Here is a 17126-nt window from a genome sequence, read left to right on the forward strand (position 1 = left end):
ACCTTTATGGGTTTTTCTGTCCACTAATATGTTCAACTTAAATTTTACAATCTACCTTTTACAAAACAAAATTTTCAACATCAAAAAATAGCCTTAGACATACATTCTGATGTTTAAGACATAATAAAAAGCAACCAATGGCCGCTTTCGACCATTAATTGCTTTAAAGCTATTCATCATCATTAAATGATGAGCTTATTTCTTTTTCATTGCCGCTAACCGTTGATAGTTTTCAGAACGTTTGCGCATGTCTTCTCTTGTTTTATCTAACATTTCCTCAACTTGTTCATCATTTTGTTTAATGTTATGCAACGCAGAGAAACGTGTCTGTTTTTGTACGAATTCTGGAATCTTATCAAAGTCAGCTTTCTTGTAATCCAAGCGCATTGGATCCTTGCCTTTAGCCGCACGGCGTGGATCGTAACGGTACAATTGCCAGTAACCAGCTTCAACCGCTTCTTTGGATTCTTGTAAGGTTAAGCGCATGCCGCCTCTTAAGCCGTGGTTAATACATGGCGCATATCCAATTACAATTGATGGGCCTGGGTAGCTTTCAGCTTCTACAATTGCTTTTAATGCTTGATTTGGATCAGCTTCAGAAGCAATTTGTGCAACGTAGACGTTACCATAAGTTGCTGCAATCATGCCTAAGTCTTTCTTGGCTGTCTTCTTACCACCAGCAGCAAACTGTGCGATCGCTGAAGTTGGTGTTGCTTTAGACATTTGACCACCAGTATTGGCATAAAGTTCGTTATCCATAACTAGAATGTTAATATCTTCACCGCTAGCTAGAACATGATCAATGCCACCGAAGCCGATATCGTAAGCCCAGCCGTCACCACCGATAATCCATTGACTAATCTTAACAAAATAATTCTTTTGTTTAAGAATGTCTTGTAATAACGGTTCTTTTTCATTTAACAAGACAGAAGTTAATTTATCCGCACGCTTACGGGTATCCTTACCGTCATCCATGTGGTCTAACCAATCTGTCATTGCTGCTTGTGTTTCTTCAGAACCCAATTTTTCTGACAAAGCTTGCCGAACTAATTTAGCGACATGCTGGCGCTTAGTTTGATTAGCAATGTGCATCCCATAACCAAATTCAGCGTTGTCTTCAAACAATGAGTTACTCCAAGCTGGCCCTTGACCCTGACTATTAACAGTGTAAGGCGTTGCTGGTGAAGAAGCACCGTAAATTGAAGAGCACCCAGTGGTGTTAGCTAACATTAACCGATCACCATATAATTGCGTCACTAATTTAATGTATGGTGTTTCACCACAGCCTGCACAAGCACCAGAGAATTCCATTAATGGTTGCTCAAATTGAGAGCCTTTAACCGATTCCTTCTTAACTGGGTTGGCTTTTTGCCGTAATGTCATCGCAAATGCCCAATTGACAGCTTGATCTTTTTGTTCTTCATAAGGCTTCATAACTAAAGCCTTACCTTTAGCTGGACAAGCTTCAACACACAAGCCGCAACCTGTACAATCTTCTAATGAAACTTGAATCCGATACTTCTGGCCATCTGGTCCTTTCATATCACGAGTGATGTAGCCTTCAGGCGCATCTTCCATTTCATCTTCATCTGCTAAGAACGGTCGGATGGCAGCATGTGGACAAACAAATGCACATTGATTACACATAATACAACGATCTGAAATCCACTCTGGTACTTGTAACGCAATCCCACGCTTTTCGTAAGCAGTTGTCCCCATTGGGATGGAACCGCCTAACATGCCATTATCAACTAAGTCTTTAACTGATAGATCGTCGCCTTCTTGCCGGTTCATCGGTTCTAAGATGTTGCTGACAAATGCTGGTACTTTTTTGTTTGTTTTTGGCTTTTCTTCTTCTAAATCAGCCCATTCAGCAGGAACTTCAACTTTATGCAATTCGTCAAAAGTAGCATCGATTGCTTCCCAGTTCTTTTCAACAATTGCATGTGATTTCTTACCGTAAGTCTTGTCAACTTCTTCTTTCAGTAACGGTACGAATTGCTCACGGTCCATAATGTCCGTCACTTCAAAGAAGGCTGTGGACATTGCAGTGTTGATCCGCCGACCTAAACCGCAACGTTGGGCAATTGCAACGGCATTAATTACATAGAAGTTAATGTGGTGTTTGCCTAAATAACGTTTTAATTTAAGTGGTAGAACTTCTTTAACCTTTTCTGGTCCCCAAATCGCATTGAGTAAGAAAGTACCGCCATCCCTTAAACCTTTAACTAAATCATACTTATGCAGATACGCCGCATTATGGCAGCCAACAAAGTCTGGTTGCTCAACATAATACGTTGAATCAATTGGTTCATGGCCAAAACGCAAATGCGAAACGGTTAAACCACCAGATTTTCTCGAATCATATGCGAAGTAGCCTTGTGCATATTGACCAGTGTTATCACCAATGATCTTAATCGCTTGTTTGTTAGCACCAACTGTCCCATCTGAGCCAAAACCCCAGAATTTAGCTTGGAAAGTTGATGCTGGAGTTAAGTCTAAGATTTCACGTTTAGGTAAAGACAAATGTGTAACATCGTCCACAATTCCGATTGTGAAGCGTTGTTTCATTTGATCTACAGGTAATTGCAGTTCATCATAAACAGATACAATCTGGTCTGGTGTAACGTCCTTAGAACCAATACCATAACGACCACCAATAACAATTGGTTGATTTTTATGCCGGTACAAGACACTTTGAACATCTAATAATAATGGTTCACCATCAGAACCTGGTTCTTTAGTCCGGTCCAAAACAGCAACACGTTTAACTGTGTCTGGTAATTTAGCTAAAACATCTTCTGCAGGGAATGGCCGGTACAAATGAATGTTCAAGTGACCCACTTTACGGCCTTGCTTGTTTAAGTAATTAACCGTTTGCCGAATTGTTGGGGAGACTGATCCCATTGAAATGATGACTTCAGTGGCTTCTGGATCACCATAATAATTAGTTAAATCATAATTTGTTCCACGAATCGCATTGATTTGCTTCATGTATTTACGAACGATTTCTGGCATCTTGTCGTAATACTGGTTAACTGTTTCACGAGATTGGAAATAGATGTCTGGGTTTTGAGCCGTCCCAGAAACATATGGATCATTTGGATTCATTGCCCGTTTCCGGAAGTTTGCCAAAGCTTTCCAGTCCATCATCTTTTTCAGATCATCATAGTCAATCATTTCAATCCGTTGTAATTCATGACTAGTCCGGAAGCCATCAAAGAAATTGATAAATGGCAAGCTGCCTTCAATACTTGCTAAATGTGCAACTGCCGATAAATCCATAACTTCTTGGACACCGCTTTCAGCCAACATGCAAAAACCTGTTTGCCGTGCAGCCATAACATCACTATGATCACCGAAAATGCTTAAAGCATTAGTTGCAACTGCCCGTGCTGCAACGTGAAAGACGGTTGGTAATAGTTCACCAGCAATCTTATACATGTTCGGTATCATCAAAAGCAACCCTTGAGATGCTGTATAGGTCGAAGTTAACGCACCTGTTTTTAGCGACCCATGAACTGTACCAGAAGCACCAGCTTCTGATTGCAATTCAATGACGTTAACTTTTTCGCCAAAAATATTCTTCTTACCTTGTTCAGCCCATTGATCAACAACTTCTGCCATCGGTGAACTTGGTGTGATGGGATAAATTGCTGCTATTTCAGTAAATGCATAGGAAATATACGCTGCTGCTGTATTCCCATCCATTGTTTTCATGTGTTTCATGTTTTTCGCATCCTTTTCGGAAAATACAAACTTATATCATGTCAAACCCTAACTGTTTTCGTGTTAACCGCTTAAACGGTTGCCATCGAATGGTGGCTTTTAACGTACTGATCGATTTCTTTAGCCGCTATTTTGCCTGCACCCATTGCTAAAATAACGGTAGCTGCCCCAGTCACAATATCGCCACCGGCAAACACACCGGGAACGGATGTTGCACAAGTTTGCTCATCAGCATCAATATAGCCCCATTTATTTTTATTCAATTCTGGGAAAGTATCTAATAAGACTTTATTAGGTCCTTGACCAATTGCCTCAATGGCCGTATCTGCTTTAATTGTGAATTCACTACCAGGGATTGGTTCAGGACGACGTCTGCCAGAGTCATCTGGTTCCCCTAATTTCATTTTGATGCATTTAACGCCCTTTAAATTGCCATCCTCGTCAGATAAATATTCAACTGGATTAGTCAACCAACTATATTGAATACCCTCTTGAACCGAATGCTGGTACTCCTCAACCCGCGCTGGCAATTCTTCACTTGAACGCCGGTAAATCACCGTTACCGTATCTGCACCTAAACGCCGCGCTGAACGGGCCGAATCCATCGCAACATTGCCACCACCAATTACAACAACGTGTTTAGATTGTTGTACTGGGGTATCATATTTAGGAAATTCATAGCCGTGCATTAAATTAATTCGTGTTAAGTACTCACTCGAAGAATAAACCCCATTTAAATTTGTTCCTGGAATGCCTAAGAAATTAGGTGTTCCGGCACCAACACCAATATAACAAGCATCAAAATCATGCATAATTTCGTCCATGGTGATGGTTTTGCCAACAACGGCATCTGTTTCTATTTTGACGCCTTGCTCAGTAATTTGTTCAATTTCTTTACGAACAATCCGTTTAGGTAATCTAAATTCTGGAATGCCATAAGTTAAAACACCGCCTGGTGCTTGTAATGCTTCATAAATCGTCACATCGTAACCAATTTTAGCAAGATCACCAGCAACCGTTAGTCCTGAAGGTCCAGCACCGATAACAGCAACTTTACCCTTATCTTTAGGAACATCAGTCACATCGGTTGGCTGATCTAATTCCCAATCAGCAACTAATCTCTCCAATTTACCAATTGCAACTGGTTCGAATTTTTTCGAACGGCCTAAACGACACACCATTTCACACTGTTTTTCTTGCGGACAAACCCGACCACAAATCGCAGGCAAATTAGTGTAACGGCTCAATATTTTACTAGCTTCTGCCATATTGCCCAATTTTATTTGTCTGATAAAACCGGGGATATCAATCATGACTGGGCAATGTGTAATGCAAGGTGCGTCTTTACATTGTAAACAACGCGCGGCCTCTAATTGCCCTTCTTCCATGTTGTATCCTAATGCGACTTCTTTAAAATTATGCTGCCGGACTTCTGGTGCTTGCTCACGCATCGGCGTTTTATTAAAACTACGTTTACCCATTTAACTGCACCTGCTTTTCTTGATAAGCTTGATAGGCTTCTTCTTCTTCAGGATGATATTGATGCATTCGCTGAATAAAGCCATCCCAATCAACTTGGTCACCTAAAAATTCCGGTCCATCGACACAAGCAAATTTAATCTGATCATTTACCAAGACTCGACAGCAACCGCACATTCCCGTTCCATCAATCATAATCGGATTTAGTGAAACATAAATCGGCACTTCGGCTTTGGTAGCGACATCTGTACAGTAACGCATCATAATCCCCGGACCAATTGCCCAGGCTTGATTAATCTCTTCACGAGCAAAAACCGCTTTCATCGCATCGGTAACTAAACCTTTCTGACCCAATGACCCATCATCCGTCACTAAAATGAGTTCGTCAGAATACATAGCACATTCTTCACGCAAGATAACTAGGTCCTTTGTCTTAGCACCAAGAATTGTGATGACATGATTTCCAGCTTGTTTAAGACCTCTAATTACTGGATATAATACCGCAATGCCAACGCCACCACCGACAACTAAAACGGTACCATAATTTTTGATCTCAGTTGGCTTACCTAATGGACCCACCACATCTTGCAGTTCATCACCAGCATTTAAATGCTTTAATTCTGCTGTTGATTTTCCGATAACCTGAAAAATGACACGTATTTGACCGCTGGCTTCATCTGTTTCACAAACAGTTAAAGGAATACGTTCACCGAATTGATCTACTTGCAGGATAACAAATTGCCCGGGTTGTGCTTTGGCCGCAACTCTAGGTGCTATAATCCAAAATTCGATTTCCCTTTCCGAAAGCACGGTGCGTTCTGTGATTTTATACATATCGCTACCTCCCTATGCCATTGCAACACAGAATTAAACGCTCATTTCTGAGCGTTTAATTTTGTTTTAGCCCTGTGCTGCTGCGACTAATTCCTTGGCAAACCTCTGCAATTTCTTAGCATCATCATCGTCTGCTTCATTTTCAATTTTAACTGTATCACTGCCTTTTTTAGCACCGGTCTCTTTGAAAGCTGCTTCAAATTTATCCGCAGCAAAGCAGAAATAGTCTGGGTACAATTCACTATCACCAGTCCCCGCAACACCAAAGACTTTGCCAGATAAGTCTTCATCTTCTAAATCATCATGAAAGTCTTCAAAATCAAATGGCAATTCACCATCATCGTAAGTGTAAGTTGCAACAACACAAATATCAGCATCTTCAAAGAAATCACTATCAACGTCGTCCGCTTCTTCGCGATCAACTTCCAAACCTTGATCTTCAAATGCTTTTTCGAGAATTTCAGAAATTCCCTCAGTATTTCCTGTCATTGTTGCATAAACGATTTTTGCTAAAGCCATATAAATCATCCTTTCCAAATTAATCTAAATATTGACATCAAAACCTAATGATTAGAACAAAAAACTAAAAACTCAACCGAATATGAAATTCGGAATATGGACAACGCTTACAATTACAATATAGCACATCCTGACGAAAACACAATGTTTTTTAGAAAGCATTAATTTTTTTGTTGAATAATAAAAGACTGAATCAAATTTGATCCAGCCTCTAGACAGCAACGACAGTGCGGCTAAAATAAATGATATCGGTGCCCTAGCATCAGAGCAGCCTCTAAGACACCTCCGCCAATTGCACGTGCTTTATCTGAAATACAATAACAATTAATGTTCGCACGCGGATCAACGTCAGCTATTTTTAATCCTTTTTTAACCATCGCACCTTCAGCAATTAAGCCACGCAAAGTTCCCGTCAGAGGTGACAAAACTCGTGTTTGATCAATTGTGAATAAAGCTTCCCCTTTAAGAACCTGGTCACCGATTTGATGAATGTATTGGACTTTACCGCTTGCAGGTGCATGAATGACACGTTCAAAACTTTTACCAGCAATAACTCCGGGTATCCCTGTGTTGGCTAATGGTTCGCCGTCAAAGATTAACCGAGCTAAATTGTGGCCCCGCATTGTTTCCACAATAGCATTAACATCTTGCGGTGCACGAAAACCTGGTCCCAAAGCGATCGTAATCGGTGCCATGCTCCGTTTTGTCCCAATATTTTTCTTTGCTAAAATTGCATCGACCAAAATTTGAGGATTAAATTTGCTAATTAATTCACAATCTGGATCAATTATAACAGGAATTTGATTATTTTCCCATACTTTTTCCAAATTTTTTTCAGTTGTTAAAACCGCTGTCATATCCTCAACTGTCGCTTGTCCATCCAATACAGCGCTACCCAATGAAACCGTTCGCCTAATCATTAGCGGTACGCTTGTTTCAATAATCACAACCCTAAATCCGGCGTGCACCAATTTTTGTACTGTACCAGTTGCTAAATCACCACCACCGCGTACTGCAACCACTGTATCTTCAATTGCTCGTTTTGCCATATTTTTTCCACTCCTGCTGTTCCTTAAAATTTCCACCGACAATTAATGACAAATCGGCGCGGCATTGGGCTGGCAAAGCAGCAACAACTTGCTGCGCCCAAGCTTTAGTTTGTGGTGAAGCCACTCGATTTAAAAGTAGTATTTTACGGCCCCGTGCGCCTTTAAATAGCCCTTGTGGGTGACTGATAACTCTAGCTAAAACTGTTGGGTTAATGACTTGGCCCAAATAAAAATCGCCTAGTGCTAGAAAAATGTCTAAACGGTGAACTAAGCTGGCATTAATTTTCTGTCCACAAATATTAAGCGGCAGTATACCAATTGTTATCGTTGTGTCCGAAATAACAACGGGTTCAAAATCCGCCCATGCTTTTAATGGTTTTCTCTTCGCACCATCTGCTTCAATTAAAATCTTATCATAATTAATTAACTGTTTTTTTAATAAAGCAAGGTTAGGTGCAGATAATTTACCATTGACATTTGGAATTCCCCATAACGTCACACCATTAGCGGCCGATGTTGATGCTGTGTTTGTTAAAATTGCTGATTGATACAGATCCTGTGTTGGTGGGAAAATTTTAGTTGTCGTTGTCATTAAAATTTTTTGTTTGTGGTAGATTTGGGCTAGTGCATTGAGTAAAGTTGTTTTACCGCCGCTACCCACGATTGAAACGACTTCATGTTGTTTAAGTGCTAATAAATCTACTAATGCCATGCCCAACCCCCCTCACTTAATTATTTTAAAGCAAATTGACAATAGGCTGCCCAATTATCAATATCTTGTAACTGATTATAATCGACAACTTCAATTGGTCGCCAAGCTTCAGGGTGTCTTTGTTTAACCAGTCGGCCGCCCTGTTTGCCCGTCACTTGCATTAATTCAGAAAAGAATTGACTGCCAAAACATACCGGTGCGCGTGCTTGGCCTTGAAAACTAGGAAAAACGATTCTATCCGGTGCAGCAAGCTGCTGCATTTGCTTTAATAGCTTGACACTAAGTTTAGGTTGATCAATTGGTAAATAAAGACAGCTATCACTAGTTACAGACTGAGTACCTAAACGCACACTGACGCTTTGGCCCAAATAACTGGTTGAGTTTAAAATGACTTCGACAGAAGAAGGCAGATCACAATTTTGGTAATCTTCTGGCTTAATCACCAAAATAATCTGATTAAACGCAGCTTGATGCACTAAATCCAATGTGTGCATTAAAAAGGTGCGCCCATGATATTGCAAAAAAAGTTTATTATGACCCATGCGCCGAGAGTAACCGCTGGCCATAATGACAACACTTGTCTTTGCAAACATAAGCCCACCTCGATATTACCTAATTAAATGCTTATTTTCTTTTCTTTTTTTCATAGGGTGTATTGACTAACGGTAAATCTGGCCGTAATTCGCCATCCCAAGCATAGTACGCACCGGCAATTGCTGGTGCAGGCAAGATGGTAGCTAATTCACCAACCCCCTTAACACCATAGGCAACGTTGTCATGAATATGTTTAGCATGGACAAACGTTTCTTCAATTTCAGGTACTTTAGTGGCATCTAACAGCCCTAAGTTTGGATAGCGTGCCTTAACATAGCCATGATCCATCTTGAATTTCTCAGTTAACGCATAGCCCATTCCCATGACAATGCCGCCTTCAATTTGACCTTCAGCAGCGCGCGGATTAATCACTTGGCCAATATCGTAAGCTGCAACAATTTTGCCTAATTTACCTTTATCATCTAGCGTCGCTACTTCAGCACCGTAACTATAGCCAACGTGACTAACAGGATGTTCCTTATCAGAATTCAACGGATCAGTTACTGGTGCAAATTCCCCATGGAATTCTTCGCCTTCTAAATCAGCTAAAGTTCGACCCATATCAAGTTCAACCCGTAATTTTTGTGCGGCACGTTTAGTGGCTTCACCAGTGATTAATGATTGCCGTGAAGCCGTCGTCGTCCCTGAATCAGGTGTCCGCCGCGTATCCGGTGCTTCAGCAATAACTAGGTCTGGCGAAATATTTAAGGCTTCACAAGTTATTTGTGTTGTAATGGTCGCAATTCCTTGCCCAATACCAGCTGCACTGGTCCGAACATGAACTTTGCCATTTTCAACTGAAATAATGCACCGGCCTGGATCAGGTACACCAACTCCCAAGCCACTGTTCTTAAAGAAGCAAGTAACGCCAGCAGTCTTTGCTTCATCATAAACTGACTTCACCGCTAGCAAACTTTCCTTTAAGGCAGTATTTTGCGTAACCAGTTGTCCATTAGATAAAATGTCACCTGGTGCAACGGCATTTTTATAACGAATTTCCCAAGGGGTGATGCCAACCTTTTTAGCTAGCATATTCAGATTACTTTCAATTGCAAAAGCAGTTTGACTGACACCAAAGCCACGATAAGCCCCACACGGTGGATTATTGGTATAAACAGCAAAACCTTCAATATCAATATTCTGATATTTATAAGGACCAGCAGCATGCGTACAAGCACGTTGCAAGACAGGCCCGCCTAAAGACGCATACGCGCCACTATCTGCATAAACAGTCGCTTTCATGGCTGTCAAATTACCCGCGTCATCACAGCCAGTTGTAAAGTCCATCTGCATACCATGCCGTTTGGGGTGAACTAATAAGCTTTCTTGACGGCTAAACAACACTTTAACAGGTTGTTTGAGGCACCAAGCAGCTAAGGCCGCATGATGCTGAACACTCATATCTTCTTTACCACCAAAGCCGCCACCAACTAATTGTGACTGAACATGAACTTTTTCCTTTGGCAAGCCCAGCATCCGGCTAACTTCACGCTGTTCATCATAAATTCCCTGACCACCTGTATACATTAAGACGCCATCTTCTTCAGGCATTGCAATCGCACATTCTGGTTCCATAAAGGCATGTTCTAAAATCGGAACAGAATAATGCTGCTTAACCACATACTTAGATTGGGCTAATGCTTCATCGGCATGACCACGCACAACATGTTCATGGGACAATAAATTGCCTTTTTCATGAATCTTAGGAGCATCATCAGCCAAAGCCGCTTTGCAGCTGAGTAGCGGCGTTAATTCTTCATACGCAACCTCAACTAAATCCTTTAATTCCTGTAAACGTGTTTTTTTCTTTGAAACTACCAGGGCAACTGCATCACCCACATAACGAGTGATTTCCCCAACTGGAATCATAACATCCCAGTCTGAGATAAACTCTAGATGGCCAATTTTATTATTGCCCGGCACATCTTTAGCAGTCAAGACGGCAACACAATCCGGATCGGCCAGAGCCTTAGTTGCATCAATTTTTAATAAACGTGCACGTGGGTAGGCGCTTCTAATCGCTGAAGCATAAAGCATCCCAGGTACGGTAATATCATCAACATACTTACCCGTACCTAAAGTCTTCTCCTTAGCATCAACGCGCTGTAGATCATGGCCAAGTTTACCATCTGAATGTGCTTCTGGAACTGGCGTTTCTTCGCGTAACATTTTAGCAGCTAATTTAATTGCTTCAATAATTTTAACATAACCTGTACAGCGGCAAATATTGCCCCGAATGCCTTTACGGACATCCTTATCGGTTGGTTCCGGTTTCTTTTTTAACATGCCGACGGCAGACATTAACATCCCAGGAATGCAATAACCACACTGAACTGCCCCAGTTTGAGCAAAAGCATACGCAAAAACATCTTTTTGCCGTTGTGATAGGCCTTCAATGGTCGTTATTTCTTTGCCATCTACTTTTGATAACGTAAATAGACAACTCTTGGAAGCCCTTCCATTTATCAGTACAGTACAAGCACCACAAGCACCAGAATCGCAACCATTCTTTGTTCCTGTCAAGTGTAAATCATCACGTAAGAAATACATCAACTTTTTATTCTCTTCGCTGGAAACAGATTGACCGTTTACGGTAAATGAATACATTAGTGCACCTCTTTCAATTTTGGCATTTATTCCATTAATTATCATATTGTGAATACTTCACGTATATTATAACACTAAAAAATATTATTTTGTGCTAATTTTTTAAATGATGCTCATTATTTTTGTGCCCGCCGTTGAACCAGTTGCCCTGCAATACTAATCGCAATTTCTGCTGGTGTTTCTGCGCCAATTTTCAAACCAATCGGCATGTTCAATCGGTCAATATCACTAGTAGAAAAGCCGGCTACCTTAAGATCACGCCGGTGCACTGCTGTTTTATGATGACTGCCAATAACACCGATATAAAAAGCTGGCGTTTTGAGCAACTGCCGTTCAACATCAAAATCTGATTGGTGCCCACGTGTCATCACGATCGCATAATCTGCTGCTGTCACCGTTATTTTTTGTGCTAATTGTGTTAAATCACCAACAATTAAGTCATCTGCTGTTGGAAAATAATCCGCTGTTAAAAATTTAGCACGATCGTCATAAACAACGGTATAAAAATTTAATGGTTTTAAAACTGGGACCAACGCCTGAGAAACATGACCGCCACCGAAAAGATAAACTTTACTATTTTGACTGACTGGTTCGCTATAAAATAATTGTTGCTCAATTTGCCAAGTTTGGGGTTTAGCCGTTAGCTTCTCTTTAGCAACTTCAAACCCGACAAAACCAGAAGCTTGACTGTAAAAACCAAGTACCATCGTCGCAGCTGTTAATTTAAATAAGAGCCAGCCACTTTGATGAGCCGTCATTGTCTGAAGTAACTGCTGTAAGACAGTTTGATTCATTTTTACTTCAGGAGAAAAATAAGTAAAAATTACTTTAATCCGGCCACCGCAAATCATACCTAGATCCTCAATATCATTGGGGGCTAAATTGAAGTCTTTAATCCCACTAGTGTGCTGTTTCAAATGCGTCTTAGCTAATTTTTCACTTTCATACTCTGCACGACCACCCCCAACGGTTCCACAAATTGTGCCTGTGGTGCCAACTAGCATGTGTGCACCAGCGCCCCGAGGTGCAGAACCTGAACTTGACAATACCGTAACTAAAACAGCAGGCTGCTGCTTTTTTAAGTTTGCTAATAATTTTTCGAAAATCTCTTTCACTTTTTTACACCTCCAGTGATTGCTGTTTCTTTAAAAATCGTTTGGAAATAGTGATCTGCTGCTGCAGTCACCAAATTTTGCAGCTGTAAATACTTGTCCATTAAAATTTGTCCTTCTAACGTCAGATTTGAACCGCCACCACTTGCACCACCACTATTTGAAACAATCAGTGGTTTACTTAATGCAGCTTCGGCTTGGTGAAGTAAACGCCAAGCTTTATTGTAAGAAAATCCCATTTTGCGTGCTGCAATGGTAATCGACCCTTCGGTTTGAACCAACTGCATTAACGCCACAATTTCTGGACTTAAAATAACAGCTTCGCGCGACAGTTTTAAGGACAATTGATAGTTGAGCTTATTTATAGGAATCCCTCCTTTAACCACGTTATATTAAAAATAGATAGCGCAAGGCCAAAAATAGGAAAGCTATAATGGCTCGTTAATAACTTTCCTATTTTTTATTTAATGTTTGACTGTATTATTGGTATTTATGCTCCAACTGTGCTTTTTCAACGGTTGTCTTCACCTTAACCGCCTTTTTGGCTTTAATTTCTTGTGGTTTTTTAACATGATTCAGCAACAAGTTTAAAACAATGGCTAAAATTGTTGTCAAAATCACTTCAGAACTGCCAAAAATGGTGTTCACCCATTCTGGAAAACCCGCCAGACTATTTTGTGAAAGTGCAACACCAATACCAAACGCTAAAGAAATACCAACTACTGCGCTATTTTCCTTAGTCATTTTTACTGAAGTGATAGTTTTAATCCCTGTCATTGCAATGGTAGCAAAAACCGAAATGGTCGCACCACCAATGACTGCATACGGAATGGTTGTCAATATGGAAGCAAATTTAGGAACAAAACCAGCAACCAGTAAAATACCACACGAGAAAGTGAGAATAAATTTGTTAATGGCACGGGTTGCAATCACTAAGCCAACATTCTGGCCAAACGTTCCAACTGGTAAGCCGCCAAACAAACTGCCAATAATGTTGATCAAGCCTTTCCCCATAATCGCTCCTGAAAGTTCATGATCGCTTGGCTGCCGATCCATTGAACCAACTGTTGTGGCGGTGAACTGACCAATTGTCTGAACTGTATCAACCAAAAAGACAATGGTTAAAGTGATAATGGGAACAATCTTAAAACTTAAACCGAAGTGGAATGGTTTGATAACTTGGAAGAAAGCCGCTGAATGAACTGGTGAAAAATCAACCATGCCCAACATTAACGCCACTAAATAACCAATTACCATGCCATTCAGAATAGAAGACAAACTGAGAAATCCTTTAGAAAAATAATTAAAGTAAAAGACAACTGCAAAAGTGATCAATGCCACTGCCCAATTTTTAGCAGAACCAAAATTAGAGTTACCAGCACCACCAGCAATGTAATTGACCGCGGTGGGGAATAACGACAGACCAATACTTAAAATAACCGTGCCTGTCACAATTGGCGGGAATAAGATGCGTATCTTTTTTAAAATCAGTCCTAGAAAAGTAATGATGATACTCCCCACTAATTGGGCACCAAAAATATCTGCTATTCCAAAGTCGCCACCAATCATCAACAGAATCGGGACGCAAGCAAAACTTGCACCCATCATCATTGGCAAGCGAGCACCAAATCTGCGAAAGATTGGAAACAACTGGATTAACGTCGCTAGACCAGCGAAAATCAATGAAGTTTGAATAATAATCGTTGTGTTAGCGGCATTTAAATTGCAGATTTTAGCAACCATGATTCCTGGTGTTACAATTCCAGCAACTGCAGCAACAACATGTTGCAAGCCTAATGGGGCGACTTCATCGACTGAGATGTGGCCATCATAAGCAAATAAGCCACTTAGTTTATTTTCACTCATAACTATGTTCCTTCCCGTCCAAACAGTGGCAATGCATCGAATTTACTTCACTGCAACAGCTTCAATTTCAAAACGTCCCTTTAATGGAAGTTCTGCAACTGCAATGCAAGAACGTGATGGTAAGAAATCTGTGAAATACTGGCCGTAAACTTTGTTAATTGCTGCAAAATCAGCCATATCAGTGATAAAAATGGTTGTTTTAACCACATCGGTATAAGTCATCCCAGCATTTTTCAAAATTGCACCCAAGTTTTTAAGTGCTTGGTCTGCTTGGTCCGTTACACTAGTTTTTAGTTTATTTGTCGTTGGATCTAATCCTAATTGCCCAGACATATATAAGGTATTGCCTGTCAAAACAGAGTGAGAATAAGGGCCTACAGCTTTAGGGGCATTGTCTGCATTAAGTGCTTTATTCATGATAAATTCCTCCTCTTAGTTATCCTTGAATAATGGTTCCCGTTTTTCCGGCTAAACTATCTTTTGCTTTATCTAATAAGGTAATCAACGTTCTTCGGCCTGGTTTTGATGCAGCAAATTGAATTGCTGCTTCTACTTTTGGTAACATTGAGCCCGGTGCAAAGTGACCTGCGTCAGCATATTTTTGCATTTCTGCAACACTAACTTCGCCTAATTCAGTTTGGTTAGGTTTGCCAAAGTTCAATGCAACCTTTTCAACAGCAGTTAAGATGACCAATAAATCCGCGTCAATGTCAGCTGCCAGTAAGGCACTGCAATAATCTTTGTCAATGACTGCCGCTGCACCTTTAAGATGGTGCTGACCTTCTTTAATGACCGGAATGCCACCACCGCCGCAAGCAATAACCGTTTGCTTAGCATCAATTAATTTCTCAATCGATGGTACTTCAATAATTTCTTTAGGTTTAGGCGATGCCACCACTTGGCGATAGCCACGCCCAGCATCTTCTGCTACTTGAACACCTTTATCAGCCGCCATTTGTTCTGCTTCGCTTTGGCTCATAAAACGTCCAATTGGCTTTGTCGGGTGTTGAAAAGCTGGATCATCCGGATCAACAACAACCTGTGTCGCAACGGTTGCAACTGGCTTAATGATATTGCGATTCAATAATTCTTCGCGCAATGCATTTTGCAAATCATAGCCAATGTAACTTTGACTCATCGCAACACAAACTGAAAGTGGTACAACCGGGTAGCTTTTAGGGTCCTTTTGATTCAACTCATCCATAGCCAGCCGAATCATCCCAGCTTGAGGACCATTACCGTGCGTTAAGATGACTTCATAGCCAGTCTCAATTAAATCGGCAATGGCTTTAGCAGTTGATTTAACAGCCACCATTTGTTCTTTTAAATTATTTCCTAAAGCATTGCCACCTAGGGCAACAACAATACGCTTCATTGCACTATTCCTTCCTATTCAATCGACACTATGCTATTCTTCACTTAATTTACGTTCTTGTCCGCGTGCTTCTAATTGCTTCAAAACAGTTGCTGGATTCTTGAACTTGCTCAAGAAAATCATTGCTGCAATGACATAAGGTTTGTAACTTGCTTGTTTGTACAATTCATCCCGGTAACGATCAAAGACAGAAGCATCAACTTCACCCTTTTCAGCAGAAACACCAGTAATATCAGCTGGTAGTGGATGCATGTAAAGCGCCTTACCGTTTTTAGTTAATTTCATCATATCTTCTGTGCAAGACCAGTCTTGGTGTTGTGAATTTTCTTGTAATAATTCTTGCTCAAGTTTGTCAATGCCATCAAAATCGCCTTTACCATAAAGGTCAGTCCGTTTTTGCATTGCTTTAAACGGTGCCCAGCTCTTGCAATAAATAACATCAGCATCATTAAAGGCTTCTTTCATATCATTGGTCTTAGTGAATTTACCACCAGACTTTTCAGCATTTTTCTTGGCAATGTCTTCAATTTCTGGCATCACTTCATAGCCTTCTGGATGTGCCAAAACAACATCCATGCCAAAGCGTGTCATCAAAGCAATAATTGATTGTGCTACTGACAATGGCTTGCCATATGATGGTGAATAAGCCCATGACATAACAATCTTTTTGCCTTTAAGATTTTCAACGCCACCATATTTGTGAATAATGTGATCTAAGTCAGCTAACGCTTGCGTTGGATGATCTTCATCATCTTGTAAGTCAACTAAATTAGGGCGTTGCTCCAAGATACCATCTTCATTGCTGCCTTTCACCGCATCAATAACTTGGTGCATATAATCGGTACCTTTACCAATATACATATCATCACGAATACCAATTGCATCGGCCATAAATGAAATCATTGTGGCAGTTTCCCGAACTGTTTCACCATGAGCAATTTGTGATTTGGATTCATCTAAGTCTTGGATTTCTAAACCTAGCATGTTGCAAGCACTACTGAAGGAAAAACGTGTCCGCGTTGAATTATCACGAAAAATGGAGATTCCTAAACCGGAATCAAAGACTTTAGTTGAAATATTACGTTCTCGTAAGTCACGTAGTGCATCTGCTGTCTTTAAAGTTGCCGAAATTTCAGCATCATTCTTCTTCCAAGTTTGTAAGAAATCATTGTTATACATTTTATTTGTATCTAGATTTTTAATGTTTGCAACTAAGTCGTTAAATTTAGCCATTTAAAAATTCCCCTTTT

At 40.5% G+C, this 17126-nt stretch carries 14 protein-coding genes; all 14 read right to left on the reverse strand.

All coding sequences use genetic code 11. The annotated features are described in order from the left end of the window. Positions 1–195: 195 nt before the first annotated feature. On the reverse strand, positions 196–3729 hold the full coding sequence (nifJ, locus tag FC24_RS05915) for a pyruvate:ferredoxin (flavodoxin) oxidoreductase (RefSeq protein WP_057873968.1): 3534 nt from the start codon (positions 3727–3729) through the stop codon (positions 196–198). A 71-nt stretch (positions 3730–3800) separates the two neighbouring features. Beyond that, positions 3801–5210 (reverse strand): NADPH-dependent glutamate synthase, encoded by a 1410-nt coding sequence (gene gltA / locus FC24_RS05920; protein WP_057873969.1) that lies wholly within the window; start codon positions 5208–5210, stop codon positions 3801–3803. After that, positions 5203–6042 carry a sulfide/dihydroorotate dehydrogenase-like FAD/NAD-binding protein gene (locus FC24_RS05925; RefSeq protein WP_057873970.1) on the reverse strand — a complete coding sequence of 280 codons (840 nt, stop codon included), beginning with the start codon at positions 6040–6042 and terminating at the stop codon, positions 5203–5205. The genes gltA and FC24_RS05925 overlap by 8 nt, the downstream gene beginning before the upstream one ends. A gap of 66 nt (positions 6043–6108) precedes the next feature. Beyond that, the gene (locus FC24_RS05930) at positions 6109–6561 is read right to left on the reverse strand and encodes a flavodoxin (RefSeq protein WP_057873971.1); all 453 of its coding nucleotides are present in this window, start codon (positions 6559–6561) and stop codon (positions 6109–6111) included. Positions 6562–6794: 233 nt separating this feature from the next. Next, positions 6795–7610, reverse strand: a complete 816-nt coding sequence (gene yqeB, locus FC24_RS05935) for a selenium-dependent molybdenum cofactor biosynthesis protein YqeB (RefSeq protein WP_057873972.1) — start codon at positions 7608–7610, stop codon at positions 6795–6797. Then, on the reverse strand, positions 7591–8322 hold the full coding sequence (yqeC, locus tag FC24_RS05940) for a selenium cofactor biosynthesis protein YqeC (protein ID WP_057873973.1): 732 nt from the start codon (positions 8320–8322) through the stop codon (positions 7591–7593). Before yqeC ends, yqeB begins: the two co-directional genes overlap by 20 nt. A gap of 20 nt (positions 8323–8342) precedes the next feature. Further along, on the reverse strand, positions 8343–8915 hold the full coding sequence (locus tag FC24_RS05945) for an NTP transferase domain-containing protein (protein WP_057873974.1): 573 nt from the start codon (positions 8913–8915) through the stop codon (positions 8343–8345). A 31-nt stretch (positions 8916–8946) separates the two neighbouring features. After that, positions 8947–11523 (reverse strand): selenium-dependent xanthine dehydrogenase, encoded by a 2577-nt coding sequence (xdh, locus tag FC24_RS05950; protein ID WP_057873975.1) that lies wholly within the window; start codon positions 11521–11523, stop codon positions 8947–8949. A gap of 116 nt (positions 11524–11639) precedes the next feature. After that, positions 11640–12638, reverse strand: a complete 999-nt coding sequence (locus tag FC24_RS05955) for an XdhC family protein (RefSeq protein WP_057873976.1) — start codon at positions 12636–12638, stop codon at positions 11640–11642. After that, positions 12635–12979, reverse strand: coding sequence for a winged helix-turn-helix domain-containing protein (locus FC24_RS05960; protein ID WP_235807330.1), 345 nt, complete (start codon positions 12977–12979; stop codon positions 12635–12637). The genes FC24_RS05955 and FC24_RS05960 overlap by 4 nt, the downstream gene beginning before the upstream one ends. Positions 12980–13115: 136 nt before the next feature. Further along, positions 13116–14501 carry a nucleobase:cation symporter-2 family protein gene (locus FC24_RS05965; RefSeq protein ID WP_057873977.1) on the reverse strand — a complete coding sequence of 462 codons (1386 nt, stop codon included), beginning with the start codon at positions 14499–14501 and terminating at the stop codon, positions 13116–13118. Positions 14502–14543: 42 nt separating this feature from the next. After that, on the reverse strand, positions 14544–14921 hold the full coding sequence (locus FC24_RS05970; protein ID WP_191980375.1) for a Rid family detoxifying hydrolase: 378 nt from the start codon (positions 14919–14921) through the stop codon (positions 14544–14546). A 16-nt stretch (positions 14922–14937) separates the two neighbouring features. Then, the gene (gene arcC, locus FC24_RS05975) at positions 14938–15876 is read right to left on the reverse strand and encodes a carbamate kinase (RefSeq protein WP_057873979.1); all 939 of its coding nucleotides are present in this window, start codon (positions 15874–15876) and stop codon (positions 14938–14940) included. Between the two features lie 33 nt (positions 15877–15909). Beyond that, positions 15910–17109, reverse strand: a complete 1200-nt coding sequence (gene ygeW / locus FC24_RS05980; RefSeq protein ID WP_057873980.1) for a knotted carbamoyltransferase YgeW — start codon at positions 17107–17109, stop codon at positions 15910–15912. Positions 17110–17126: the final 17 nt, after the last annotated feature.

The sequence above is a fragment of the Loigolactobacillus rennini DSM 20253 genome, from assembly GCF_001436505.1.
Lineage (GTDB): Bacteria > Bacillota > Bacilli > Lactobacillales > Lactobacillaceae > Loigolactobacillus > Loigolactobacillus rennini.

Excerpts from the sequence above, each read along its gene's own strand:
- FC24_RS05965 (WP_057873977.1), bottom strand. The coding sequence starts at position 14,501 with ATGAGTGAAAATAAACTAAGTGGCTTATTTGCTTATGATGGCCACATC.
- gltA (WP_057873969.1), bottom strand. The coding sequence starts at position 5,210 with ATGGGTAAACGTAGTTTTAATAAAACGCCGATGCGTGAGCAAGCACCA.
- FC24_RS05945 (WP_057873974.1), bottom strand. The coding sequence starts at position 8,915 with ATGTTTGCAAAGACAAGTGTTGTCATTATGGCCAGCGGTTACTCTCGG.
- FC24_RS05930 (WP_057873971.1), bottom strand. The coding sequence starts at position 6,561 with ATGGCTTTAGCAAAAATCGTTTATGCAACAATGACAGGAAATACTGAG.
- FC24_RS05925 (WP_057873970.1), bottom strand. The coding sequence starts at position 6,042 with ATGTATAAAATCACAGAACGCACCGTGCTTTCGGAAAGGGAAATCGAA.
- nifJ (WP_057873968.1), bottom strand. The coding sequence starts at position 3,729 with ATGAAACACATGAAAACAATGGATGGGAATACAGCAGCAGCGTATATT.
- ygeW (WP_057873980.1), bottom strand. The coding sequence starts at position 17,109 with ATGGCTAAATTTAACGACTTAGTTGCAAACATTAAAAATCTAGATACA.
- xdh (WP_057873975.1), bottom strand. The coding sequence starts at position 11,523 with ATGTATTCATTTACCGTAAACGGTCAATCTGTTTCCAGCGAAGAGAAT.
- yqeB (WP_057873972.1), bottom strand. The coding sequence starts at position 7,610 with ATGGCAAAACGAGCAATTGAAGATACAGTGGTTGCAGTACGCGGTGGT.
- arcC (WP_057873979.1), bottom strand. The coding sequence starts at position 15,876 with ATGAAGCGTATTGTTGTTGCCCTAGGTGGCAATGCTTTAGGAAATAAT.
- yqeC (WP_057873973.1), bottom strand. The coding sequence starts at position 8,322 with ATGGCATTAGTAGATTTATTAGCACTTAAACAACATGAAGTCGTTTCA.